Origin of the sequence: Arthrobacter sp. CAN_A6 (assembly GCF_015751715.1) — a bacterium.
Classification (GTDB): domain Bacteria; phylum Actinomycetota; class Actinomycetes; order Actinomycetales; family Micrococcaceae; genus Arthrobacter_D.
The window spans coordinates 175,984-199,894 of sequence record NZ_JADOUV010000001.1; the positions used below are offsets into that span (position 1 = coordinate 175,984).

A 23,911-nucleotide genomic window follows, 5' to 3' on the forward strand; every position below is an offset into this window, starting at 1 on the left:
TTATGTAGTCCTTCATGTCTGCATTTCGCATGCCATCACAGTTGTTCCGGGTACTAAGAAGCCTCGGTCCGTGACGGTGTTTCCGGCGAGGTGTGGATGTGCACCTAGCCGCGTCAGTCTGTTCTTCCCCTTTGTTGCAATGGGCCGGGCGCATCTCAAGATCGTTCTGGAGTAATCACAGTGAGCAAGCGGACCTTTCAGCCGAATAACCGCCGTCGTGCCAAGAAGCACGGTTTCCGCCTTCGCATGCGTACCCGCGCAGGCCGTGCCATCCTGTCGGCACGCCGTGGCAAAGGCCGTACCGAACTCTCGGCATAAGCGGCCTAATCGCCCCTAACGATGCGATCCGAAGTCCACGCCGGTAAGAGCCCTTTGCAGTCCAATGGAATGGAACGGGGAATCAAGTGCTTCCGGCGGTGAACAGGATCCGCACAGCATCGGAATTTTCACGGACTGTACGTTCCGGTGCCCGCTCTGGGCGCCGGAACGTAGTGTTATACGGATCAATCACCTCCGGGATGGACCCAAGCCGGTTCGGGTTCATCGTGGGAAAGAACGTAGGGAACGCCGTGGTCCGCAACCTCGTTAAGCGGAGACTGCGCGAAGCTGCCGCCATCGCTCTGACCGACAATCCGCAAGGGTTGGATATTGTGGTCAGGGCACTGCCCGCATCCGCGGCTGCCGGGTGGCTCGAGCTGTCGGTCGATCTGGACAAGGGATTGAACTCAGTACTGAGGCGCCTCACCGCGCGGAACAATGCGGCCATGGAAGGCGAGGACTCGTGAGTAGTACCGAAACCAGGTACGCCCAAGCCTCCGGTCTGCTGGTGGGGTTCCCTCGAAACGCGCTGATTATCCTTCTCCAGGTGTACCGCCGGATCATCTCCCCCTTGTACGGACCCGTATGCAGGTTCTTCCCGAGCTGTTCCGCCTACGCGCTCGAAGCTGTGACGGTCCACGGCGCGGCAAAGGGGTCAGCCCTGGCCATCCGGCGGGTTTCCAGGTGTCATCCGTGGAATGACGGCGGAGTGGACCATGTTCCGCAGGGCCGGCGGACTTTCCCTCCAGGGAAAGTCCCGGCAATTATTGGATTGAACCACCCGGTGATCCCGGCCGACGATGAAAGCCGCCCCGCGGCCCGAGGAGCTAACTGACTATGGATTTCTTCGAGACAATACTGTCGCCCTTCCGGTGGCTCGTGTCATGGATCATGTTCATGTTCCACGAAGGCTTCAGCGCCCTCGGCATGGATCCGGCATCGGGCTGGACCTGGACGCTGTCCATCGTCGGGCTCGTCGTCGTCATCCGGGCGGCACTGATCCCTGTCTTCGTGAAGCAGATCAAGGCTCAGCGCGGAATGCAGGCACTCCAGCCGGATCTTCGGAAGCTGCAGCAGAAGTACAAGGGAAAAACGGATCAGCTGTCGCGTCAGGCCATGACGCAGGAACAGATGGCCCTGTACAAGAAGCACGGCACCAATCCGTTTGCCGCGTGCCTGCCGATCCTGATCCAGATGCCGTTCTTCTTCGCACTGTTCACCGTGTTGAACGGTGTATCACGGGCAAGCGCCGAGGGCGAGGAAATCGGTGCGCTCTCCGTCGATTCGGTCCGCCAGTTCGACGCCGCGACAATCTTCGGCGCCCCCCTCTCCTCGACTTTCCTCGGTAGTTTCGGCGGCAACGGGAACCTCAGCGTCATCATTCTTTCGGTCATCATGATTCTTGCAATGACTGCCTCGCAGTTCATTACGCAGAAACAGATCATGGCGAAGAACATGTCCGAGGAGGCCATGCAGAGCCCCTTCATGCGTCAGCAGAAGATCATGCTCTACATCCTTCCCCTCGTGTTCGGAATCGGCGGCATCAACTTCCCCATCGGTGTCCTGGTCTACTGGACCACCACCAACCTGTGGACGATGGTGCAGCAGTTCTACGTGATCCGCCGCATGCCGACTCCCGGCTCGCCGGCCGCCAAGGCGTTGGCGGAGCGGCGTGCCAAGAAAGGGCTGCCGGTAGCGCCCCTCCTCGGGGAACGGAAGGCTGAACCCGCCGTGGAATCTGTACCAGAGCCAAGGGGCCAGCGAGTGCAGCCTCAGCGCAAGAAGAGGAAGAAGAAATGACCATCGACAACGAAGAGCAGCTCATTGCCGACGACTCTGCCGACCTCGATCCAGACACGAAAGCTTCCCGGCTGGAGGACGAAGGCGACGTCGCCGCTGACTACCTCGAGGAACTGCTCGACATCGCAGATATCGACGGAGACATCGACATCGAGGTGCGAAGCGGGCGGACCTATATATCGATCGTGTCCGATGATGCTGCGGACAGTGGGCTGCGGGCCCTCGTGGGACAGGACGGCGAGGTGCTCGAGGCGCTTCAGGAGCTGACGCGTCTTTCTGTCCTGACGGCCACGGAGAACAGGTCGAGACTCGTGCTCGACGTCGACGGTTACCGGGACGTGCGCGGGAAAGAGCTACGGAACATCGCGGAAGACGCGGTGGCCGAAGTGAAGGAAACGGGTGGCGAGATAGCATTGCCTCCGATGACCGCGTACGAGCGCAAGATCGTCCACGACGTCGTCGCGGAACTTGGCATGGTCAGTGAGTCCGAGGGAGAAGGAACGGGTAGACACATCGTGGTCTCCTCGGCAGATGACTGAGCTGCCCCTCGGGAACGCTGCGCATGCCGTTGTCCCCGAAATGTCCGAGGGCGAAGCAAAAGCGGCGCTGGTGGTCTTCGGTGAACGGTTGGTGCTTGCCGAGCAGTTCGTAGCGCATCTGTCGACGTCCGGGATCGAGCGCGGACTCCTGGGTCCGCGTGAAGTACCTCGGTTGTGGAGCAGGCACGTGCTGAACTGTGCCGTGGTGGCGGACCTGATCGAGCAGCAGCTGACTGTTTGTGATGTAGGAAGCGGGGCAGGTTTACCGGGCATCGCCCTGGCGATTGCCCGGCCGGACCTTTCCCTTGTCCTTGTGGAACCGTTGGAGCGAAGGGTGACCTGGCTCAACGAGGTGGTTGAGGATCTCGGGCTCGAGAATATCCTGGTGCACAGGGCACGAGCGGAGCAGGTCGTCGACCAGGTCGACGCCGATGTCGTGACAGCCCGCGCAGTGTCAGCCCTGGGAGGCCTGATGCAGCTGACCATACCGCTGCTCCATGGCCGAGGTGAGGTATTGGCGATCAAAGGGCGCAGCGCGGCAGAGGAAGTTGCGAAGGCAGCGAAGCTGATACGGCGCCTTGGTGGTTCCACGGTAGAGGTCGTTCGAGCCGGAGCGGAGATACTCGAGGAACCGACAACAGTAGTACGGGTGCGGGTCGGCTGAGTATCGCGGCCGGCTCCGACGGGCCAGGACTTTCCCTCAACGGGAGCCTCCGCGTCAACAGAGCGCGGTACGGTAAGAGTGCAGCCGTTAGGCTTGTAGCTGATACAGCCCGGCATCTTGAGAGTGAGCATTTGAGTGACGAGAAGAGAAGCCGAGACCCGAACGCCTGTCTCCCCGATGGCTGGTTCACCAGAGGCGGTCAGGTGGGAAGGTATTCCACTGGAAACGATTGCAAACCCAACCAACACAGGAATTGTTTCACGTGAAACCACCTCTCCGATGATCGAACCGGGATCCTCTCCGGCGGGAAAGAAAGCCGCGAAATCAAAAAGCGTGATGGAAAGCATGGACGACTCGTCTCCTCTCGGACGTGAGTTGGCCAATGAGACACGTCGGCGCGCGAAGCTGCTGGGTCGGACTCTTCCGCGTCCCGGACACACCCGCATCATGACCGTGAGCAATCAAAAGGGTGGAGTGGGCAAAACGACGACGACGGTCAACGTTGCAGCTGCCCTCGCAACCGCCGGTCTCAAGGTCCTCGTGATCGACATCGATCCCCAGGGAAATGCTTCAACTGCCCTCGGCATAGACCACCACGCCGACGTGGACAGTATCTATGATGTGCTGATCGACGATCTCCCACTCAGCAAGGTGGTTGCTCCCTGCCCCGATGTGGAGAACCTGATATGTGCTCCGGCAACGATTCACCTCGCCGGTGCGGAGATTGAACTCGTTTCGTTGGTGGCCCGAGAGCAACGTCTGCGGAAGGCGATCGATGTATACGCCAGGGAGCGCGAGGAATCGGGCGAGGCACGCCTCGACTACATCTTCATAGACTGCCCCCCGAGCCTCGGCCTGCTGACAGTGAACGCCTTCGTTGCAGCACAGGAGGTCCTCATCCCCATTCAGTGTGAGTACTACGCACTGGAAGGGCTGAGTCAGCTGCTGAAGAATATCGAGATGATTCAAAAGCACCTGAACGCGGAGCTCGTCGTATCTACTATTCTCCTCACGATGTATGACGGCAGGACCAACCTCGCGGCACAGGTTGCAGCCGAAGTCCGTGAGCACTTCCCGAAGCAGGTGCTCCGGGCGCTCGTGCCGCGGTCGGTTCGCATTTCTGAAGCACCGAGCTATCAGCAGACCGTGATGACGTACGACCCCTCCTCGAGCGGTGCGCTGTCCTATCTCGAAGCCGCCGCAGAGATAGCAGAACGCGGCTAGCGCCCTCCGCCCCTCGGACCGCTTTATACTGTCCTTATAAGTTTATTCTGCGGGATGAGTCCTGCTGTCTGGAGGAGTTTCCATGGTTGAGAAGCGTCGAGGACTGGGTCGCGGATTGGGCGCCTTAATACCCAGCGCACCGGTGGAGGAGGTCATAGCCCCCGAGCCTCCGTCCAGGCGTCCCGGCAGCCGACCTGCCGACCTCTTCTTCGAAGCGTCACAACAGGCACAGGATGCAGAGCAACATCGAACGGGCGACGCTGTGTCCAGCGGCAACGTTCCTCCCTCCTCTACTCGGGCGAAGGCCCGACCCAGTTCGCGCACCAGCGTGCCCTCCTTACGAGCGGGCCGGGCTTCGACAGGTCCATCCAGTCCTGAATCCGGGTCGAAGGCCGGCGTCTCCGCTGAAACCCGACACGATGCGCGCGACTCGACTATGGAAAGAACTCCGCAAGAGTCGACTGAGTCTGCGGAGGTGGCCGTTGATGCCTCACCTGCTCCATCAGCGAGAGTCCCTGACGACCCGGACACTATTTCGTCGCCTGGTGAAGCGAGTGATCGTGCCGCGCCAGCCGGGTCCCGTGGCGGGGCCCCCGTTTCACGTGAAACATCCGGCGCGGTCCCCGGGCGAATACCGGCCGAATCTGTGCCGGAACTGGTCGATGTTCCCGGTGCCCGCTTCGCCGAACTGCCGGTGGATGCCATTCATGCTAACCGGAAGCAGCCCCGACAGGAGTTCAACCCCGATGAATTAGCGGAGCTCGTCCTCTCGATCCGCGAGGTCGGGGTCCTTCAGCCCATTGTGGTACGGCCATCCTCCGAGGGCGGTGCTGCCGGCTACGAGCTGGTGATGGGTGAACGACGCTGGCGCGCTACGCGGGAAGCAGGGCTGGATACAGTACCCGCCATCATCCGTTTAACTGCGGACGATGATCTCCTACGGGACGCGCTCCTTGAGAACCTTCACCGGAGTTCGCTGAATCCGTTGGAGGAGGCGGCCGCTTATCAGCAACTTCTGGATGATTTCGGATGTTCTCACGAGGAGTTGTCCGGTCGGATCGGACGCTCGCGGCCGCAGATCTCGAATACCCTGCGGCTGATGAAGCTTCCACCGCTAGTACAGCGGCGGGTAGCAGCAGGAATTATCTCGGCCGGCCATGCGCGGGCACTCCTTGGCTTGGCTGACCAGGCGGACATGGAGAAGATCGCCCAACGCATTGTGGCGGAAGGGCTGTCCGTGCGGTCGACAGAGGAAATCGTATCGATGAGTGGTGGGTTGAGGAGGCCGGCGAAAGCGACGAGTCCTCATGCCGGGGCCCGTCACGAGAGGCTCGACTATCTCGCGACTTCACTGTCGGATCGCTTGGATACGAGCGTCAAGATCACGCTGGGAGTCCGAAAAGGAAAGGTGAGCATCGAGTTCGCGTCCGTGGATGACCTCAATCGCATCATGACCGTTCTCGCTCCTTCGGATAGCTGACCCTCGCATCCGCGGGCGCGCTGGTCGCGCTTGAAGTATGTTGCGTGGCGCGCTCGCCAAGTCATAAGTGTGCGAACCTATTTCGGCGTTCCCTACTGCGCATCGCTTCGTGCAGGACTCCGACTACCAGGTTCGACTTGCATCACCCCTGATATGCAATCGAGCCGCCGTTAGAAGTTGGACGTGTAGCTGATGATGTTCACATGCTTATTGCGTGGGCCGGAGTCGCTGTTTCACGTGGAACGGAGAAATCCGACCTTCTGCAGGCATCGGGTACTGGCGTTCGGTCTTTCCGCGGGACATTCCGGCCGGTCTCCTTGTCCCGCAGGTGAGTATCGACAGGAAGTAAGCTGTTCACCCATGTGGCGGCCTAAGGCCTGCGTGGCTCGCCGATGTTTCACGTGGAACGACCAGCGCACAGCACCGTCAGTTCTTCACGTGCCCGAAGTATCGACTACCGAACGGCGCGTCGGAGAAATCTGGCGCTCAGTTAGTCGCTCGAGACCGTATGGCCCGGCCGCGGTTGATACGTCTATCTGTCCGAAGCGTTAATTGCCCAATCAATGGCTGCAGTCAGACTGAGCTGAAGTGCGGGCGGATGAGGAGTTCACCCGGAAGGGGCGCTGATCCCTTTTCCGCACCCGCCAGGGCCTATTACTAAGACATTTAGTCCTTCGTTAGGACGGCTAGAACGGCTAGAGCAGTTGGAACGGTTAGAACGGTTAGAACGGTTAAAACGGTTAGAACGCTTAGAACGGCTAGAGCAGCTAATGCGGCTCGGATAGCCTGGTCAGGGGTTGTGACGTTCATCGGGGATGAAGGCAACGGTGAGCAGCTCGCAAACTGGGCTCGTCGAGAGTTACTGGGCGTGGGCTGTTTGATTCGAGTGTCAGCTTGAGCGCCTCTCCGCTCGACGTTTCACGTGAAACGGACAGGGAGTGGGAGCGCGGATGGCCGGCGGCCCGTTCACAGGGATCCTATAGCTGGGGGCTATCGTGGGCCGACGGAGGTACAGACACAACCACTTGTTGGCACCCCGGGACGAACCGGGGCAGTCCTGCGAACCACGGCGAGGGTCCAACCCGGAGCTGGCTGGTGCGACCCATGCGACTACGGATCACCTCGTCACTCCTGGTGTTGCAGGCCGCCGGGCGCCTGACAACCTGCGAAGCAGTGGTTTCACGTGAAACACGAAGCGGATCCGAGGCTCGCGGCCGGGACGGGTACTTTGACACCCCTCGGCCGCCTCCCCCTGCCTGCATGGCCTGCCGCAGTCTGCACATATCGTTATCGGAACCCCAGACCGCGCAGACTTCGGTCACTCTGCCTTGATCAAACGCTCCGGCCACGAAAAGGCCCGGCCACCGTTGGGTAGCCGGGCCTTTCCCCGTCGGCTCTACTGGTCCGAATACTTCGGATCAGATGAAGGCTGCAAATTCCTCTTCGAGGACGTGCTTCGGCTTCGCGCCGATGGACGTCGCGGCTACTTCGCCCGCCTTGAACACGTACACTGCCGGGATCGAAGTGATCCCGTACTTAGCGGCGATGGCCGGATTGTCATCGACATTGACCTTGACCACGTCGATCTTCTCCGCGTGTTCGGCGGCGATCTCATCGAGGATCGGCGACAGTTTACGGCACGGGCCGCACCATTCGGCCCAGAAATCAACGATTACAGGCTTCTCTGAGCTGAGGACTTCGGCTTCGAAAGAAGCGTCGGTGACATCTCTTGCGGTACTCATTGGTTCTCCTTAGATTAGACGGTTGCGTGTTCTGATACGGCCTCGGCAGGAGGCGTGGGTACTGTTGCAGCAGTCGAGGCTATATCAGCGATATCCGCGAGGTAGTGCTCAACATCGATCGCTGCAACACATCCCGAACCGGAGGCGGTGATTGCCTGCCGGTAGGTCGGGTCGATGACGTCTCCAGCGGCAAACACACCGGCGATAGAAGTTTTCGACGTCCTGCCCTGGACCGCGATCGTTCCTTCTGAGGTGAGGGTGAGCTGATCCTTCACCAGGTCGACGCGGGGGTCGTTTCCGATCGCCACGAAAACACCGGTGACGGAGAGGCTCGAGGTGGAGCCATCGGTGGTGTCCTGCAGTGTCAGCCCGGTCACCTTGTCCTCGCCGTGGATTCCCACCACTTCCGAGTTCCAGGCGAAGGTGATCTTCTCGTGTGCGAAGGCGCGGTCCTGCATGATCTTCGAGGCACGCAACGTCCCCCGGCGGTGAACCACCGTTACGGACCGTGCGAATTTGGTGAGGAACAGCGCCTCCTCCATTGCGGAGTCCCCTCCTCCGACAACCGCGATGTCCTGGTCCCGGAAAAAGAACCCGTCGCAGGTTGCACACCAGCTCACCCCATGGCCGGAAAGCCGCTTCTCGTCGTCGAGCCCTATCTCCCGGTAGGCGGAACCCGTCGAGATGATGACGGCACGAGCAAGGAACACCTCACCCGTGGCGATCGTCAATCGTTTGACGTCTCCGGTGAGTTCGGCGGAAACGACATCTTCGAAGAGGATTTCCGTACCGAACCGGGTCGCTTGCTTCTCGAACTGCTCCATGAGGTCGGGCCCCATCACCCCGTCAGGGAATCCGGGGTAATTCTCGACGTCGGTCGTGTTCATCAGCTCGCCCCCGGCTTTCACCGAACTCGCGATGAGCAGCGGCTTGAGGTTCGCTCGCGCTGCGTACACCGCAGCCGTATAGCCGGAGGGTCCGGACCCGACGATGACGACATCGTGGATCTTCGGCTCGGCATCCGGCGAATCCTGCTCGGTGGACGTCTGTACGCTTCCGTCGGGGAGTGTAGTCACGGTTACTGTGGACCTTCCTGTCATTGTCTACGCGGGCTTGCTGGTTGGTGCGATGAACCTGCGGACACTTACTCCAACGGTGCCCTGCATGCGCTTATTCCGCGGCGCCTGTCGATGCCCGCCAGTGTCGGCAGGCCCCCGGCGCCCATTTCTGCGATCCTAGGAAACGCTGATCTCGGCAATTCTCAGGCCCCAGGGGAACTGTGCCTGGATGTTGGACAGTCGAGGCAACTGGGTGAAGTTGACAATCACATACTGCGCGCTCGGGGGTCCGTCGCTTCCTGCGGGAATCGGAAGGGACACCGTCGGTGCGGTGAAACCGCCCTGGGCTATCTGCTCCGCGCCGGTCAGGGTCGGCTGGTCATTGATGAGAACGGAAAAACTTCCGCCGGATCCGTTGAGCTGGGTGATGTCGACCTGGGTGATCGTCGATTCTTCCTCGAGTTCGACGACCAGCGCGAGACTCTGCGCGAGCCCGCCGAACACATCGTTCGCATACACGTAACTGCCCCAGAACGTTGCGGCGTTACCATCGATGATCAGGGGCAGGAGCGCATCGTTGGGAGCATCGAGTGCGGGGTTGTTCGGCACGAACCGCGTCACTCCTACTGCCACCGGCGGCACCGACGCGGGAACCGGTTCAGCCGACGCACTCGGTTGTGCCGCCGATGCTGTGGGTTCGGCTTCCGCCTGGAGGGTTTCGGCGGGCCCGGCGGCGTCGTTGCTGAAATTCCCCAGCTGGGTCGCTGCGAGGAACACTGCGGCAACGAGGACGAGAGTGAGCACCGCGCCCACCAGGATCCGGCTGAACTTCCGGCTTCCGGTGTCGCCGGTGTATTCGTCGTTCTGCTCCCGGTCCTCGGGATCAGCGTCATAGCCCGCATCGTTGTAGGTATCGCCGTCGTCGGAGGGGTGGTTCTCGGCGTCCCGTGGCTGGTCGTTCGTAGCGGCGGGGAAGTGGGATGCGGCCCGTTCGGGATGACGGGAGGCAGCCGCACCGCCGGCAAGCACGGCACCCGCTGCAACGCCGGCGGCGGGGAAGTCCGCGCGGTCCGGCGTGTCGTCGGTCAGCCGGGTGACTTTGGAACTGTTTCCATGGCCATCGGGTGTACTTGGCGTGGAGACTTCGCGGGGCGGTTCGCTCGGAGGCACGGGTACAGCCCGCGGGGCGGGACTCGAACCGGCCGGTGGGGATGGGTCATCAGCCCGTTCGGATTGGGGCGAACCTCCGGTTTCCGTATCCTCCGCGGCGGTTGCCGACCTGCCGAACCGCCTGGAAAGACCTGCAAGGCGCGAGCGGCGCTCCGGCTGCTCCTCCTCGTAGTGGTCGTCGTCGTCCTCCGGCTCGGTCGAACGCGTCACGCCGAAGATTTCGGAACCAAGGGTGTCGGTGAAGAAAGGCTCCGTGTAAAGCGGCTCCTGCTGGACGATCAGGTCCAGCAGATCGGCGGCGGAAGCGCGGTTGGTTACAAGATACGTGCCACCCTCGGTGATGGCCAGGTCGAGTACCTGGATACTGCCGAGCCGCTCGCCCGTCGCGACTTCCCGGGCACTTGCCGCGACTTTGCCCGCGTTGTCGGCGGAGGCAACAAGAATACTCACGGGCCGGTTCAGAACCTGATCCATGCCGTCAAGCACGAGGTCCTTTTCAGCAGAAGCCAGGACGTAGGCGGTGACCTTGTACCGGCCCCCTAATACTGACCCGACATCTACTGCTTGTGGCACGTGTTCCTCCCGCAAAAACTCGTTGATTTCTACCCATGCTACCGTTCGGCGCGATGAATCCGCGGTTCCCGGGCTACTTCCCGGACCGCCGAAAACGCGCCAGCAGCGGAGCAAGGAAGTCGCTGAGTTCACGGACCCGAAGGACCTTCAGCATCAGGAGATAGGCGCCGGCCATTGCCGTGCCGCCGAGGATGAGGACGACGACGGCGTTCAGCTTCGATTCCCACACATAGCCGATCGGCTCGTAGCCGCCGAAAAGCCACAGCACGCCGGTGCCCACGAGGGCTGACACGATTCCGGCGAGGATGAAGCGCACATGGACATCGAAGATCCGCCCAGCTCCATAACGTCCGATTTTGCGCGTGAGGAAGATGTGGCTGACGACGACGGCGATGGCGTTCCCCAGCGAATAGCCGGCCGCAAGCACGGGCACGATCAGGTCCGGTGAGAACGACCCGGCGATGATGGCGAAGCCCACACCCATGGCGGAGAGGATGAGCTGGATCTTCAGGGGTGTTTTGACGTCCTCGTTGGCGTAGAAGACGCGGTTCAGGAAGAAGTTTGCGCTGAGGAAAGGGGCACCGAGGGCAAGGATGGTGATGATCACCCCGTTGATCGCGGCGCTTTCCCTCGATTCGCTGAAGAGCGCACCGAGCGGCCCGGCGAAGGCCAGCAGCACCGCGGCACCGAATACGGTGGCTACGCCGATGGTGCGCAGTCCGTGGGACAGTGTGGCCTTGACTGCGGGGATGTCGTTTTCCGCGTGGGCCTTCGACAGCTGGTTGAACATCACCGTGGCAAGCGAAAGCGCTATGACAGAGTGCGGCAGCTGGTACACGAGCGCCCCGAACTCGAGGTTGGTCAGCCCCGCGATCAGCACCGGGGGATCCTGCTCGAGGAAGCCGGCGCGGGCTTCCGAAGCGATGGTCGCTACTTTCTGGTTGACCAGGTAGAGCCCGTTGCCCACGAGCATCGTCACGATGGTCACCGACGCGAGCTTGCCCGTGCGGCCCAGGCCGGTTCCACGGAGACCGAAACGGGGACGCAACCCGAGACGCAGTTTTTTCAGCGGGATGAACAGGACGAGGGCCTGGATGATGATGCCCACCGTGGTTCCGCCGGCCAGGAGGAGCGTCTGATTGCTGGTCCACGTTTCCGGCGTGTGCTGCTCGCTCTGCTCAGCACCCATCAACACGATGAAGATGACCAGGAAGATGATGGACACCACGTTATTGACCACGGGCGCCCACATGTACGGGCCGAACGAGCCGTTGGCATTCAGTACCTGGCCGGTGACGGCATATATGCCATAGAAGAAGATCTGCGGCAGGCACCAGTATGCGAAGGTCACGGTCAGCGCGAGCCTGTCGCCTGTGATGCTGGTGGTGAGCCCCACGATGAAGGGCGCGGCGAGTGTCACCAGGATGGTGAGGACCAGCAGGACGGCGGCGACGAGCGTCATCAGGCGGCTGACGTAGTCGGCACCGCGATCCGGCAGCCGGCTTGCCCGGATGATCTGCGGAACCAGGACGGCGTTGAAAACACCGCCGGCCACCATGAGGTAGATGAAGTTCGGCAGGTTGTTCGCCGACGTGAAAAGATCCGATACCTGGCCTGACGCACCGATCGCGGTGGCCAGCAGAGCAACCCTGACCAGGCCGAGCAATCGTGAGACAAGGGTGCCGGCGGCCATGATCGCACTCGAACGCGCGGTGGTGTCCGCGCCCGGCGCATTCCGATCCGGCGCGCCTTCACCGATTTCATTGCCGTCCAACCCGCTTCGGACCGGGGCTTCGTCAGACGGCGCGCTCTGGCGCGGTGCGTTCGGACCCGGGGGGGCGGCATTCGGCCGGCCGACGCCGGCGTCCTGGACAGGGATTGAGGCTGTGTTGTGTTCCGACATCGCACATCATCGTCTCATTCAATCGACGCGCTGCAGCAATCTGCGGGGCGGTGTCTTGCTGCCACGCCCGGCCCCGGCCAGAGCCCGGCTAGAGATACTCGGGTAGGACTTCCCGCGCCAGGTCGGCAATGCGCCTCTCATTGGGGAAGGACAGCCTCCGGCCGAGCTCGCTCAACGGCACCCAGGCTACGTCCACGGCCTCGTGATCGGGGTCGTTCTCAATGGTGAGATAACCGCCCGTCGCCACGAGCAGGAAATGGTGGACCGTCTTATGCACGCGGTGGCCACTGACCGTGAACCAGTAGTCGATGCTTCCAAGGGCGGTGAGGATGCGGCCCTGGATGCCGGTTTCCTCCTCGATCTCCCGGACCGCGGCCTCTTCGCTGTTTTCCTTGTTCTCGGGATGGCCCTTCGGCAGGCACCACTCGAGTCGGCCGCCCCGGTTCAGGCGCGCGATGATCGCGACGTCGAGGGTTTCCCGCGCGGTATCGATGACGATCCCCCCGGCCGAGACCTCCTCGACGGTGGGCAGTTGATGATGAACCGCAGGCATGCCCGGAGCGCCCATCGACACAGTCAAAGGGGTGCGTTTCGGTGCACTTGGAACGGGGCGGTCCATGGCACCACTCTAACGATCTTTAACTGCCGGTGATGACGACGACGGATGCCCGGCGAGGCGCCGAACCGCTTCCGGATGCGATCCTCTCCGTCGCCCCGAGCGGGCGTAGTGGGAATTCCTATTCGATCTGGCACCCTTAAAGGACTATGGCTCACCTGTTGGATTTGTCGACCCTGACCGCCCCGCTTCCTGCCGTCGTGCCGGCGCTGGGGGAACTTTTCAACAGCGCGGGTTTCGACCTGTCCCTGGTCGGCGGACCCGTGCGGGATCTCTTCCTGGGCAGGGTCTCGCCGGACCTGGACTTCACCACCAACGCTGATCCGGACCAGACGATTGCCGTCATTCGGCGCTGGGCCGACACGTACTGGGAGATCGGCAGGGCTTTCGGAACCATCGGTCTGCGCAAGGACGGCCATCAACTGGAAATCACCACCTACCGCGCCGAATCCTACGACCCGGGTTCACGGAATCCCGCCGTCGCTTTCGGGACGAGCCTTGAGGATGACCTTTTTCGACGCGATTTCACCGTCAATGCCATGGCGCTGAGGCTGCCCACCCTTGAGCTCGTCGATCCGTGGGGCGGGGTGAAGGATCTTTCGGCGGGGGTCCTGCGCACGCCGGGCGTGCCGTCGTCGTCCTTCAGCGATGACCCCCTGAGGATGATGCGCGCGGCGCGGTTCGTGTCCCAGCTCGGAGTGAGCGTGGCGCCCGAGGTGCTCGAGGCGATGACCTCGATGGCCGAACGCATCGGAATAATCTCCGCGGAGCGGGTGCGGGACGAGCTGATGAAGCTGATCCTGGGGCCGGCGCCGGCCCGGGGGATCGACGTGATGGTGGAGACCGGCCTCGCCGACCATGTGCTGCCCGAAGTGTCGGCCCTTCGCCTCGAGATCGACGAGCACCATAAACACAAGGACGTGTACCAGCACTCGCTCACCGTCATGGAGCAGGCATGCGCTCTGGAAACGGAGAACGACGGCGCCGTGCCCGCCCCCGACTTCGTCCTGCGGTTCGCCGCGTTGATGCACGATATCGGCAAACCTGCCACTCGGAAGTTCGAGTCCAGCGGCGCGGTGAGCTTTCGCCACCACGACGCCGTCGGCTCGAAACTCACCGCCAGACGTATGCGGGAACTGCGGTTCGACAACGACACCATCAAGGCCGTAGCTCGCCTCGTGGAGCTGCACATGCGCTTCTACGGTTACGGTGAGGCGGGGTGGACGGATTCCGCGGTGCGCCGGTACGTGAACGACGCCGGCCCGCTCCTCGAGCGGCTGCACCGGTTGACGCGTTCCGATGTCACCACTCGGAACAAGCGCAAGGCCGAGCGGCTCGCCTTCGCCTACGATGACCTCGAGACGCGGATCGCGGTGCTCGCCGAGCAGGAGGAACTGGCATCGATCCGCCCGGACCTCGACGGTGCGGCGATCATGGAACTCCTCCACATCCGTCCCGGCCCCGTCGTGGGGCGGGCCTACCGGTTCCTGATGGAGGAGCGGATGGAACACGGGCCCCTCGAACGGGATATGGCTGAGGCAAGGCTGCGTTCCTGGTGGAGTAGGCAGCCCGAATCCCAGGAAACGCGTGAGGCACACCCTTCCGAAAGCAGGAAAGCATGACTCCGTCGACAGGTGCTGCAACCCCCGACCTCACCCCTGCCGGAACCCCCCTGCCACGGTTGTGGCTCCTGCGGCACGGTGAGACGGAGTGGTCCCGCGATGGCAGGTACACCGGCCTGACCGATCTTCCCCTGACCGGGAATGGCGAGCGGCAGGCTGTCGAGGCAAAGCGGCACTTCGAGGAAGTGGCGTTCGACGCCGTCTACACCTCGCCCCTGCAGCGTGCCACCCGGACCGCGGCGCTCGCCGGCTTTCCGGACGCCGAGGTACTTCCCTACGCCCACGAATGGGATTACGGCGACAATGAGGGGCAGAGCAGCGCCCTCATCCGACAACAGAACCCTGGATACCTGATCTGGACGCACGGAGCGCCGCAGGGCGAATCGCTGCGCGAAGTGGCGGAACGGGCGGACCGCGTTATCTCCCTGGTGCAGGCGGGCTGCGGCACGCCTGCCGACCGCGATCCGCAGGCGCAGCCGGTGCAGAACGCGCTCCTTGTGGCGCACGGACACTTTCTGCGGATCGTTGCAGCGCGCTGGCTTGCCTTCGATGCCGTCGAGGGACGGCGCTTCGTGCTCGGGACCGCCGCAGTCTGCGCACTGGGCTGGGACAAGCAGACTCCGGCGATCGTCCACTGGAACCTGTAGGTCACTCCGGGGAATGCCCATCTCGGATTTCGGTGTCTCGAATCCGAGATGGTCGCTCCCAATAGGTCACCCGGCGCAGCGCCCACTCCACCGGGCCTTGCGCGAAGTGTGCGAGCCACCACTTGCTGAGCGCCAGTTGGACCGAGAAGACTCCGACGACGACGAACACCACCAGAAGCGGAGGTAGCTGATCGGTCAGCTGCAACCCGTAACCCGTGAAGACCAGCGCCAGAACGGCCGACTGCAGCAGATAGTTGCTGAGGGCCATCCTTCCTGTGGGTTCAAGGACCCGCAGGAGGCTGCCGCCCCACCGTGTCCGAAAGGCCAGGAGCAGCGCTGCGGCATAGCTGACGGTGAGCAGTGGCGAGGTGGCGACGGAGATGGCGGTGGCCAGCGTGGTCGAGATGTCCCCGCCGCGGTAATGGGCGAGGTACGCCTGCACCGTGGCCGCCGCAAGGCCCAGGGGCAGGCTGACGAGAATGGTTCTCCGGAGGATCCGGCCGGGAATGTGTCTTTCGATGAGGCGTGCTTTTCCTGCCGCCACCCCGGCATACAGCGCTGCCAAAGCCAATGGTCCCTGGAAGAACACCACGGACGGGAGAATTCGCAGGTAGGTAGCGGCATTCTCACCGAGCGCCGCTCCCGGCGACGTCGCTACTGGAGCTCCGGTTCCCGGGATCTCTGAGACCCCCGGCGGAATCGGCTCGAGAACGGCGGCAAGGATCATCAGCAGGGCTGCCAGTAGCAGAAGCATCGCGAAGGCCGCAGTGAGGACGACGCCGGCGCCTAGGGCTGCCCGCGGCCCGGCAGCCCTGGTGGCGAGCAGGATGCAGCCGAGCAGGGCATAGGTCAGCAGGATGTCGCCGTAGAACAGCAGGATCCCGTGCAGGATCCCCAGAACCGCGAGGAAACCCAGTCTCCGCAGCGTCCGGGAAACCACCGGAGCGGAAGCGTCAAGGGCTGAGGCCCACTGCAGAACGAAGCTGTAGCCGAAAAGGAACGAGAACAGCAGGTAGAACTTGGCCTCGAACAGCGCGGTGACCAGGAAGCGCACGAAGGTGTCCTGTCCGGAACTCGTTGGATCAGGCGAGCCGGAGAGTGTCCAGGGGTCGGCGAAATACCAGACATTGACCATCAGGATTCCCAACAGCGCAAAAGACCGTAGGGCATCCAATTCGCGTACCCGCAGGGAACCCATGATTGATCCGCCTCCGAATTCGCTCGTCAGAAAAAATCCCATTATTTTCCGGAAAGCACTGTACTAACGCTTCTCCTCTACGGTAGCTTTACTACATGCCATTGGGCATTCCCAACCGAAGGATCTCCGGATCGTGGGATGCACGGCACTTCAGCTAGCGGCGCACTACAGGAACAGGAGGTAGGAATTGTGAATACAACAGCGAGCGGCATCGTGACCCTCGGCACCGAACCTGCCTTCGTCATCCGGCCCAGCTAGCACACCGCCGGCGTTCCGCCGGCTCGTTACGGCACGCCATCCAGGGCTTCGGCCCTCCTCCTGTCGCCGTTCCATTTTCGAAACTGATCGCACTTTTCCAGTTTCTTTTCTTGCCACTTCCTTTTCGAAAGACAATGATGCCCGATTCCCAGCTTTCCTCTGCCCAATTACAGCAGGACATCCCACAACAAAGTGAGTTCTTGATGGCGGGTTCCCTGACACCTGCCCTGACTTCGCCGGTATCACCCGAATCCGAGGAAAATGCCCCGATGCCCGGATTCCACCATCGAAAGGAGGTGCGGCTCATGATCAGGAAGCTCAGGAACAGCCTGCCCCGGTGGGAACGGATCCGGATCCAGCGGGTTGACAGCGCCTGGGACGGCGCCCAGCGCTTCGTCCTGCCGCAGCACAGCATGTACATCAAGTAGGCGGGCGCCGAAGGCCACACGGCCCCTGCTGCTCCGGAATGTGGTGCGGTGCCGTCGCGTTATAAAGTCGGAGCCGTATCCCCTATCGCACGAGCACGAGTTCCGGAGAGGAGGAGGTGTGCCCCCCGTCAAACGCGTGGCTATGCTGTCGCTTCACACCTCTCCACTTGAGCAGCCCGGAGCGGGAGACGCGGGGGGAATGAATGTCTACGTCCGGTCCGTCGCGCTTGAACTGGCCAGGCTCGGCATCGAGGTGGAAATTTTCACACGCGAAACTGGCGACGGCCGGTCCAAGCGTGAGGAACTCGGCGACGGCGTCGTGGTGCACCACCTCGTCGCCGGGCCGAGCGGAAAGCTGCCGAAGGAAGCATTGCCGGAGCTGTCGGACACCTTCGCCGATGCCATCTCCGAAGTAACGGATTTGTTGGCCGAGGGGCACTACGACGTTCTTCACTCCCACTACTGGGTGTCGGGGACCGTGGGGCTGAAAGTGAGCCGCAGCCTCAACATCCCGCTGGTGCATTCGATGCACACCATGGCGAAGGTCAAGAATCTACGGATGAAGAATCTCGTCTCGCCGGAGCCGTCCGACCGCATCGTCGGCGAACAGGCGCTCGCACGGGAAGCGGCACGGATCATCGCCAACACCAGCACCGAGGCGTCGGAGCTCACCTCGCTCTACGGGGCCGCACGGGAGCGCGTGGATGTCGTTGCGCCGGGCGTCGACCTTTCCACCTTCAATTCCATGGGCCGTGAGCGGTCGCGCTCCCGTCTCGAGTTCCCACCCGAGGTGTTCCATGTTGTTTTTGCCGGCCGCATCCAGAAGCTGAAGGGTCCCCAGGTGCTGGTGGCGGCGGTCCGTGAGCTGAAGGCACGCCGGCCGGACATTCCCCTGACGGCAAGCATCCTCGGCTCGGGCAGCGGTTCCGAATCCCTGAAGCTCCAGCCGATGATCGACGACGCCGGGCTCCACGAGACAGTGCGGCTCTACCCGCCGGTCCAGGCAGTGCAGCTGGCGCACTGGTTCCGTGCGGCAGACGTGGTGGTGATGCCGTCCTACAGCGAGTCATTCGGACTCGTGGCACTTGAAGCCCAGGCGTGTGGGACGCCTGTGCTCGCCGCGAATGTCGGCGGGCTCCCGCAGGCGATCAGCGATGGTCGGACCGGGTTGCTCGTCGACGGGCACCTGCCCGGGGGATGGGCGGCAGCACTCGAGAGGCTCTATGACAACCGCGAACTGAGGGAGAGCCTCGGTCGCGGCGCGGCTACCCATGCGCTGGCCTTCGGCTGGCAGCGGACGGCCCTCCTGACAGCGCAGAGCTACCGCACTGCCGTCGAGCGGTTCGAACCGGCGGCAGCAATCTGATCCCGCCAGGCTTCGGCCCCGTCGGCCCGGCCTAGGATTGAAGGGTGAATCCTACTGAGCTAGCCCGGTACCTCGACTCCGTCCTCATCACCGGAAACGTCGCCACGCCCCGGCAGGACAACCTGCGCCACATCCGGCTGTTCCTCGACGGGGATGAGAACCTCGAGTTCGGGGTGCGCACCACCAGGGAGTGGACGTACGACGACGTGTTCGATCTGATGTGCGAGCGTGTCGGTATCAGTGCCGACCGCTTCCTCGAGTCGGGTCAGGACAGCATCGACTCCTTCAAGTGCGTTGCCGCCCTGGATCGGTTCGCCGAACGTTTCGGGGCGGCAGTCCGCGCCCGCCAGCGGATCCTTTTCGCAACCGGCCATCCGGCCGGGCTGTTGCCGGTGCACGCGGCCCTCGCCGAGGCGGCCCGGCAGGCCGGCGCGGAGGTGGTGGAGGTCCCCGAGGGGAAGCGTTTCCGCCAGGGTGACATCCGGCAGCTCTTCGGAGTGCTGATGTGGCATCAGCACGGAAATCTGATGCACACCCATTCCCCCGAGCCCATGATGCTCAGCCTCGAGCTTCTCAGGGATCGCGGCCTTCCGGCACCCGATCTGGTGGTGGCCGACCATGGCTGGGCGGGATACGCGGCAAATTCCATTCCCGCTCTTGGATTTGCCGACTGCAACGATCCCGGGTTGTTCGTCTCCGAGGCCGAAGGCCATCTGGAGGTAGCGGTGCCGCTGGACGACAATGTATGCCCTAGCCTTTATATACCACTGATAGAATACGTGCTCCGCGGAGCAGGGCTTGGACAATTTCAGGCTGATTCGGCGCAACCCGCTGGTAGGTTGGCTTCGTGAATGACCTAAAGATTGCCCGAGCCGCTCTCATCCGCCCCATCGAGGACATTGCCGATGCTGCGGGTATCCCTCGGGAGGCAATCGAACTGTACGGACGGTACAAGGCCAAGATAGATCCAGCAGGGCTGCGACAGCCAGGGGCGAAGGAGCCCGGCCGCGTCGTGCTTGTCACGGCGATGAGTCCCACTCCGGCCGGCGAGGGCAAGTCGACCTGCACCGTCGGCCTCGCTGATTCGCTTGCCAGGGCCGGGCGGCGCGTCATGATTGCCCTACGGGAACCGTCCCTGGGGCCGGTGCTCGGCATGAAGGGTGGCGCAACGGGCGGAGGCTATTCGCAGGTGCTGCCCATGGACGACATCAATCTCCACTTCACCGGAGACTTCCATGCCATCACCTCGGCGAACAACGCCCTGATGGCCCTGGTGGACAACCACATCCATCAGGGCAACGCACTGGGGATCGATCCCCGGAGAATCACGTTCAAGCGTGTGCTGGACATGAATGACCGGGCCCTTCGGGAAGTGGTGATCGGACTGGGCGGCCCTGCCCATGGGACACCGCGCCAGGACGGATTCGACATCACCGTCGCGTCCGAAGTCATGGCCGTCTTCTGCCTCGCCAGAGACCTGCCGGACCTCCGGGAGCGGCTGGGAAGGATGACCATCGGCTACACGTATGACCGCCGGCCGGTCACCGTCGGGCAGCTCGGGGTCGAGGGAGCGCTGACGCTGCTGCTCAAGGACGCCATCAAGCCGAACCTTGTCCAGACCATCGCGGGAACGCCGGCACTCATCCACGGTGGTCCCTTCGCGAATATCGCGCACGGCTGCAACTCGGTCATCGCCACAAGGACCGCCCGACAGCTGGCCGACATCGTCGTGACGGAAGCAGGATTCGGTGCGGATCTCGGAGCCGAGAAATTCATGGACATCAAGGCGCGGTCCGCGGACGTGGCGCCGGACGCCGTCGTCGTCGTTGCAACAATCCGCGCACTCAAGATGCACGGCGGAGTCGCGAAGAGCGACCTTGCAACGCCCAATACGGAGGCGCTGCAGGACGGCACGGCGAACCTGCTGCGGCACGTCCGGAATGTGGAGAAGTTCGGCATCGAGCCGGTCGTGGCGATCAACCGCTTCACCACCGACACGCAGGAGGAGCTGGACTGGGTGCTGCGCTGGTGTGCCGGCGAGGGGATCGAGGCCGCGGTTGCCGACGTGTGGGGCGAGGGAGGAGGCGGCCCCGGCGGAGACGATCTCGCGGCCGCCGTGCTCAAGGCGCTGCAGCGGCCGGTCGAGTTCAGGCATCTGTACCCGCTCGAGCTGCCCGTGGAGGAAAAGATCCGGGTGATTGCCGAGGAGATCTACGGAGCGGACGGCGTCGAGCTGTCACCACAGGCCCGCAGGCGCCTCGACGAACTGGAGGCGAACGGCTGGGGGCACCTGCCGGTCTGCATGGCGAAGACCCAGTACTCCTTTTCCGACGATCCCTCGCTCCTCGGCGCCCCCAGGGGCTTCACCCTCTCCATCCGGGACCTCATTCCGAAATCCGGGGCAGGTTTCATCGTGGCCCTGACCGGCGCCGTGATGACCATGCCGGGGCTACCGAAGGAACCGGCCGCCTTGAGGATGGACGTCGACGCCGACGGCAGTACTGTCGGCCTGTTCTAGCCTTCAACGGGGCGCTTATCCACAGGAGAGCGCCCCGTATGCAGTGCTTATCAACAGGTTGTCCACATTTCCACCCACCGTGCGGCCGGATCAGGACTGCGGCTTATTCGCCGCGGATGAAGGCCTCGACCTTTTCGTGGGCGATGTCGTCGGCGAACTGCTGGGGTGGCGACTTCATGAAGTAGCTCGACGCTGAGAGGATCGGGCCACCAATCCCGCGGTCCAGCGCGATCTTGGCGGCCCGGATGGCGTCGATGATCACACCGGCGGAGTTGGGGGAATCCCAGACCTCGAGCTTGTACTCCAGCGACACGGGGGCGTCTCCGAAGTTACGTCCCTCGAGGCGCACGAAGGCCCACTTGCGGTCATCGAGCCAGGCGACGTAGTCGGACGGGCCGATGTGCACGTCGTTCGCGTGCAGTTCGGCTTTCACGTTGGAGGTGACGGCCTGCGTCTTCGATATCTTCTTCGACTCGAGGCGGTCGCGCTCCAGCATGTTCTTGAAATCCATGTTGCCGCCGACATTCAGCTGGTAGGTCCGGTCGAGCGTGACCCCGCGGTCCTCGAAGAGCTTCGCCATGACGCGGTGCGTGATCGTTGCGCCGATCTGGCTCTTGATATCGTCACCGATGATCGGCACGCCGGCTTCGGTGAATTTGTCCGCCCACTCCTTGGTACCGGCAATGAAGACGGGAAGTGCGTTGACGAAGGCCACACCCGCGTCAATGGCGCACTGGGCGTAGTACTTGGCAGCGTGTTCCGAGCCGACCGGCAGGTAGCAGACCAGGACATCGGCCCGGGTGGCCTTCAGCTGTCCGACGATGTCCACGGGTTCCTCATCGGATTCGACGATGGTCTCGCGGTAGTACTTCCCGAGGCCGTCAAGGGTGTGGCCGCGCTGAACGATGACACCGGTAGGAGGGACATCGGCGATCTTGATGGTGTTGTTCTCACTCGCGCCGATCGCTTCGGCGAGATCGTGGCCCACCTTCTTGCCGTCGACGTCGAACGCCGCCACGAACTCGACGTCGCTCACGTGGTATTTGCCGAACTGGACATGCATCAGGCCGGGAACCGTCCCCGAAGGATCAGCGTCCCGGTAGTAGTGCACGCCCTGGACGAGCGACGCCGCACAGTTGCCGACTCCGATGATTGCTACCCGGATGGGGTTGTTTCCCACAGTTCTCCTCTAAAGCCCAGAAATTGATCCACCTTGGGTCGCCCTCGGGGCGGGGTGGAACATCCAGTCTACGTGGGTCGGCGCCGTAAACCGGTGGGGCGGATGTTACCGGCCACGAACGATAGGCTCGGACCATGACGTCGAAGACCGGCCGGCGGGCGCCCCGCCGGATCAGCGTGCCATCGCGTGTCGATCCGCTACTGTCCCGGCTGACGGAAGTTCTCGGCGGCCCGATGGGCCGGCACAGCGCGCCCGGTCTCGTAGCGCCCGGCTTCTTCACCATCCAGCGCGTGCTCATCTTCCTCACGACGACGGCCGCCATTGCCGCCGTCGCGGTGAAGACTCCCTGCAGGACCGGCGGCTGGACCACGCCCGAACAGTTCTACAGGGCGTGCTACTCCGATTGGCCCGAACTGTTCCAGAGCAGGAGCCTCAGCGCGGGAAACTTTCCCTTCGTCACCCTGGACGCGCCTTTCGAGTACCCCGTGCTTTTGGGACTTCTTGCCGGGCTGACGGCCCTCCTCGTCGCCCCGGGCGATGGAACTGGCCTCGACAGCGGAGCCAGGACTCTCCAGTATTTCGACCTCAACGCCGTACTGATATCCGGAGTGTGGATCCTGACGGTCCTCGCGACGATGCGGCTGGCCAACCGACGACCATGGGATGCCGCGATGGTGGCCGTGGCTCCCGTCATCATCGTCTCGGGCACCATCAACTGGGATCTGTGGGCGGTTCTCTTCGCGACCCTCGGCATGCTGGCCTTCGCGCGCAACCGACCGGTTGCCGCGGGCATCCTCCTCGGGTTGGGCACCGCGGTCAAGCTGTACCCCGTGCTGATCCTCGGAGCGATCATTCTTCTGGCGCTTCGATCCGGACGATGGAGGGCGGCGATCGTCACCGGCGGTGCGCTTGGGGCGACCTGGCTCGCGGTGAATCTTCCCTTCCTGCTGCGGGACTATTCAGCGTGGGCCTACTTCCTTCGATTCAGCAGTGAACGGGAGCCCGGGTTCTCCTCCGTCTGGTATCTCTATAACACTTTCGCTGAGCGCCTCGGCTTTACGCCCCTCTCCCCGGACCTCATCAACGCCGCCGGCGCGGTCCTGTTTCTTCTCGCGTGCGTCGGCATCGCCGTCCTTGCCCTGGCTGCACCCAGGCGGCCCCGGCTCGTGCAGCTCGCCCTGCTCATCGTGGGCTCATTCATCCTCCTCAACAAGGTGTACTCGCCGCAGTATGCCCTTTGGCTCGTGCCGCTCGTTGCCCTTGCCCATCCCCGGTGGAGGACCTTTGCCGCCTGGCAGCTGGCGGAGGTGATGCACTGGTGGGCGGTCTGGATGTATCTCGCCTTCACGACGAGCGGAGGGTCCATCTACACCAACATCGACCTCCTCTACTACGCCCTTGCAGTGGCGGGGCATATCCTCCTCACTGCGTACATCCTGCTGAGAGTGGTGCTCGAGGTGCTGGACCCGATTTCGGATCCGGTCCGCCGGGCAGGAATCGACGACCCCGGCGGGGGCCCCTTCGACAAGGCGTCCGATCGCTTCGTCCTCTTCAGGCGCCCGGTCGGCGTCCCGTCAACCAGCTGATGGGCCAAGGGGGCTCGGGTA

General features: G+C 63.1%; 22 protein-coding genes. 15 read left to right on the forward strand and 7 right to left on the reverse strand.

What is annotated here, in order from left to right:
• Positions 1-180 precede the first annotated feature (180 nt).
• From rpmH to IWX75_RS00910, 8 genes are all read left to right on the forward strand, one after another.
• On the forward strand, positions 181-318 hold the full coding sequence (gene rpmH, locus IWX75_RS00875; protein WP_022892375.1) for a 50S ribosomal protein L34: 138 nt from the start codon (positions 181-183) through the stop codon (positions 316-318).
• Positions 319-416: 98 nt separating this feature from the next.
• Positions 417-785, forward strand: coding sequence for a ribonuclease P protein component (rnpA, locus tag IWX75_RS00880; RefSeq protein ID WP_334684012.1), 369 nt, complete (start codon positions 417-419; stop codon positions 783-785).
• Positions 782-1,153 (forward strand): membrane protein insertion efficiency factor YidD, encoded by a 372-nt coding sequence (yidD, locus tag IWX75_RS00885; protein ID WP_196820370.1) that lies wholly within the window; start codon positions 782-784, stop codon positions 1,151-1,153. Before rnpA ends, yidD begins: the two co-directional genes overlap by 4 nt.
• A gap of 2 nt (positions 1,154-1,155) precedes the next feature.
• The gene (yidC, locus tag IWX75_RS00890; protein ID WP_196820371.1) at positions 1,156-2,118 is read left to right on the forward strand and encodes a membrane protein insertase YidC; all 963 of its coding nucleotides are present in this window, start codon (positions 1,156-1,158) and stop codon (positions 2,116-2,118) included.
• Positions 2,115-2,657 (forward strand): Jag family protein, encoded by a 543-nt coding sequence (locus IWX75_RS00895; protein ID WP_196820372.1) that lies wholly within the window; start codon positions 2,115-2,117, stop codon positions 2,655-2,657. The genes yidC and IWX75_RS00895 overlap by 4 nt, the downstream gene beginning before the upstream one ends.
• Positions 2,650-3,321, forward strand: coding sequence for a 16S rRNA (guanine(527)-N(7))-methyltransferase RsmG (gene rsmG, locus IWX75_RS00900; protein WP_196820373.1), 672 nt, complete (start codon positions 2,650-2,652; stop codon positions 3,319-3,321). The genes IWX75_RS00895 and rsmG overlap by 8 nt, the downstream gene beginning before the upstream one ends.
• 336 nt (positions 3,322-3,657) lie before the next feature.
• Positions 3,658-4,545 (forward strand): AAA family ATPase, encoded by an 888-nt coding sequence (locus IWX75_RS00905; RefSeq protein ID WP_196820374.1) that lies wholly within the window; start codon positions 3,658-3,660, stop codon positions 4,543-4,545.
• Positions 4,546-4,981: 436 nt separating this feature from the next.
• A complete protein-coding gene (locus IWX75_RS00910; protein ID WP_442858933.1) occupies positions 4,982-6,025 on the forward strand; it encodes a ParB/RepB/Spo0J family partition protein in 1,044 nt (347 codons plus the stop codon).
• A gap of 1,418 nt (positions 6,026-7,443) precedes the next feature.
• Here IWX75_RS00910 and trxA read toward each other — a convergent pair.
• The 5 genes from trxA to IWX75_RS00935 all read right to left on the reverse strand — a co-directional run bounded on the left by trxA (position 7,444) and on the right by IWX75_RS00935 (position 13,090).
• Complete coding sequence (gene trxA / locus IWX75_RS00915; protein ID WP_196820376.1) at positions 7,444-7,767, reverse strand: thioredoxin; 324 nt, start codon at positions 7,765-7,767, stop codon at positions 7,444-7,446.
• Between the two features lie 14 nt (positions 7,768-7,781).
• Positions 7,782-8,774 carry a thioredoxin-disulfide reductase gene (gene trxB / locus IWX75_RS00920; RefSeq protein WP_334684078.1) on the reverse strand — a complete coding sequence of 331 codons (993 nt, stop codon included), beginning with the start codon at positions 8,772-8,774 and terminating at the stop codon, positions 7,782-7,784.
• Positions 8,775-9,002: 228 nt separating this feature from the next.
• The gene (locus IWX75_RS00925) at positions 9,003-10,568 is read right to left on the reverse strand and encodes an ABC transporter substrate-binding protein (protein WP_196820378.1); all 1,566 of its coding nucleotides are present in this window, start codon (positions 10,566-10,568) and stop codon (positions 9,003-9,005) included.
• A 73-nt stretch (positions 10,569-10,641) separates the two neighbouring features.
• On the reverse strand, positions 10,642-12,471 hold the full coding sequence (gene murJ / locus IWX75_RS00930) for a murein biosynthesis integral membrane protein MurJ (protein WP_196820379.1): 1,830 nt from the start codon (positions 12,469-12,471) through the stop codon (positions 10,642-10,644).
• 88 nt (positions 12,472-12,559) lie between these two features.
• Positions 12,560-13,090 carry an NUDIX hydrolase gene (locus IWX75_RS00935; protein WP_196820380.1) on the reverse strand — a complete coding sequence of 177 codons (531 nt, stop codon included), beginning with the start codon at positions 13,088-13,090 and terminating at the stop codon, positions 12,560-12,562.
• A gap of 146 nt (positions 13,091-13,236) precedes the next feature.
• Between IWX75_RS00935 and IWX75_RS00940 the strand changes: the two genes are divergently transcribed.
• The gene (locus IWX75_RS00940; RefSeq protein WP_196820381.1) at positions 13,237-14,709 is read left to right on the forward strand and encodes a CCA tRNA nucleotidyltransferase; all 1,473 of its coding nucleotides are present in this window, start codon (positions 13,237-13,239) and stop codon (positions 14,707-14,709) included.
• Entirely contained in the window at positions 14,706-15,356 is a 651-nt protein-coding gene (locus tag IWX75_RS00945; RefSeq protein WP_196820382.1) for a histidine phosphatase family protein, read from the forward strand. The genes IWX75_RS00940 and IWX75_RS00945 overlap by 4 nt, the downstream gene beginning before the upstream one ends.
• Position 15,357: 1 nt before the next feature.
• Here the strand turns inward: IWX75_RS00945 and IWX75_RS00950 are convergent, their stop codons facing one another.
• Positions 15,358-16,554, reverse strand: coding sequence for a DUF418 domain-containing protein (locus tag IWX75_RS00950; RefSeq protein WP_196820383.1), 1,197 nt, complete (start codon positions 16,552-16,554; stop codon positions 15,358-15,360).
• A gap of 563 nt (positions 16,555-17,117) precedes the next feature.
• On the opposite strand from IWX75_RS00950, the gene IWX75_RS17540 reads away from it, so the two are divergent.
• The 4 genes from IWX75_RS17540 to IWX75_RS00965 all read left to right on the forward strand — a co-directional run bounded on the left by IWX75_RS17540 (position 17,118) and on the right by IWX75_RS00965 (position 21,124).
• Positions 17,118-17,240, forward strand: a complete 123-nt coding sequence (locus IWX75_RS17540; RefSeq protein ID WP_334684014.1) for a hypothetical protein — start codon at positions 17,118-17,120, stop codon at positions 17,238-17,240.
• Positions 17,241-17,358: 118 nt separating this feature from the next.
• Positions 17,359-18,606: a D-inositol-3-phosphate glycosyltransferase gene (gene mshA, locus IWX75_RS00955; RefSeq protein ID WP_196820384.1), complete on the forward strand. Its 1,248-nt coding sequence runs from the start codon at positions 17,359-17,361 to the stop codon at positions 18,604-18,606.
• A 44-nt stretch (positions 18,607-18,650) separates the two neighbouring features.
• The gene (locus IWX75_RS00960) at positions 18,651-19,457 is read left to right on the forward strand and encodes a phosphatase (protein ID WP_196820385.1); all 807 of its coding nucleotides are present in this window, start codon (positions 18,651-18,653) and stop codon (positions 19,455-19,457) included.
• A complete protein-coding gene (locus IWX75_RS00965) occupies positions 19,454-21,124 on the forward strand; it encodes a formate--tetrahydrofolate ligase (RefSeq protein WP_196820386.1) in 1,671 nt (556 codons plus the stop codon). The genes IWX75_RS00960 and IWX75_RS00965 overlap by 4 nt, the downstream gene beginning before the upstream one ends.
• Positions 21,125-21,227: 103 nt before the next feature.
• Here the strand turns inward: IWX75_RS00965 and IWX75_RS00970 are convergent, their stop codons facing one another.
• Positions 21,228-22,304: an inositol-3-phosphate synthase gene (locus IWX75_RS00970; protein ID WP_196820387.1), complete on the reverse strand. Its 1,077-nt coding sequence runs from the start codon at positions 22,302-22,304 to the stop codon at positions 21,228-21,230.
• A 134-nt stretch (positions 22,305-22,438) separates the two neighbouring features.
• On the opposite strand from IWX75_RS00970, the gene IWX75_RS00975 reads away from it, so the two are divergent.
• The gene (locus IWX75_RS00975) at positions 22,439-23,890 is read left to right on the forward strand and encodes a glycosyltransferase family 87 protein (protein WP_196820388.1); all 1,452 of its coding nucleotides are present in this window, start codon (positions 22,439-22,441) and stop codon (positions 23,888-23,890) included.
• Positions 23,891-23,911: the final 21 nt, after the last annotated feature.